1 protein-coding gene is annotated in these 455 nt (G+C 58.7%); it reads right to left on the bottom strand.

The genetic code is table 11. The features are described from left to right. Nucleotides 1–216: 216 nt before the first annotated feature. Nucleotides 217–455: hypothetical protein (locus tag ACYAS9_RS24220; RefSeq protein WP_463570964.1), on the bottom strand; the 239-nt coding region annotated here is incomplete at its 5' end.

Raw genomic sequence — 455 nt, forward strand, 5'->3', positions numbered from 1 at the left:
TGGTTGCCTTGCGCCCCCCTGTCCCCGGCCCCCCCCCCCCCCCCCGCTCCTACGGTTACGCAGTTCTTGTGGGCATTCCAGCGGGTGATAACCGGACAACATGTGTTCTCACAGCTTGTAGAAACTGCTCTTGGTTTTGCTGACTTGCATAGTGAACTGTACCTGCTGCCGTAGGAGCGCGCTTGCCGGAATGCCGGACCACCGCGACCGGCTGCATTAGCAGTCGTAAATTTTCAGCGTTTCGTAGATTTTGCGAGTGCTTCGCACTCGGTCGCGGGCAAGCGCGCTCCTACGGTTATGCGGTTCTTGTGGGCATTCCAGCGGGTGATAACCGGACGACATGTGTTCGCACAGCTTATAAAAACTGCTCTTGGTTTTGCTGACTTGCATATTGAGCTGTACCTGCTGCCGTAGGAGCGGGGGGGGCAGCCGCCCGCCGGGGGGTAAGACTTCAC

Source organism: Pseudomonas sp. HP_08, from assembly GCF_055284095.1.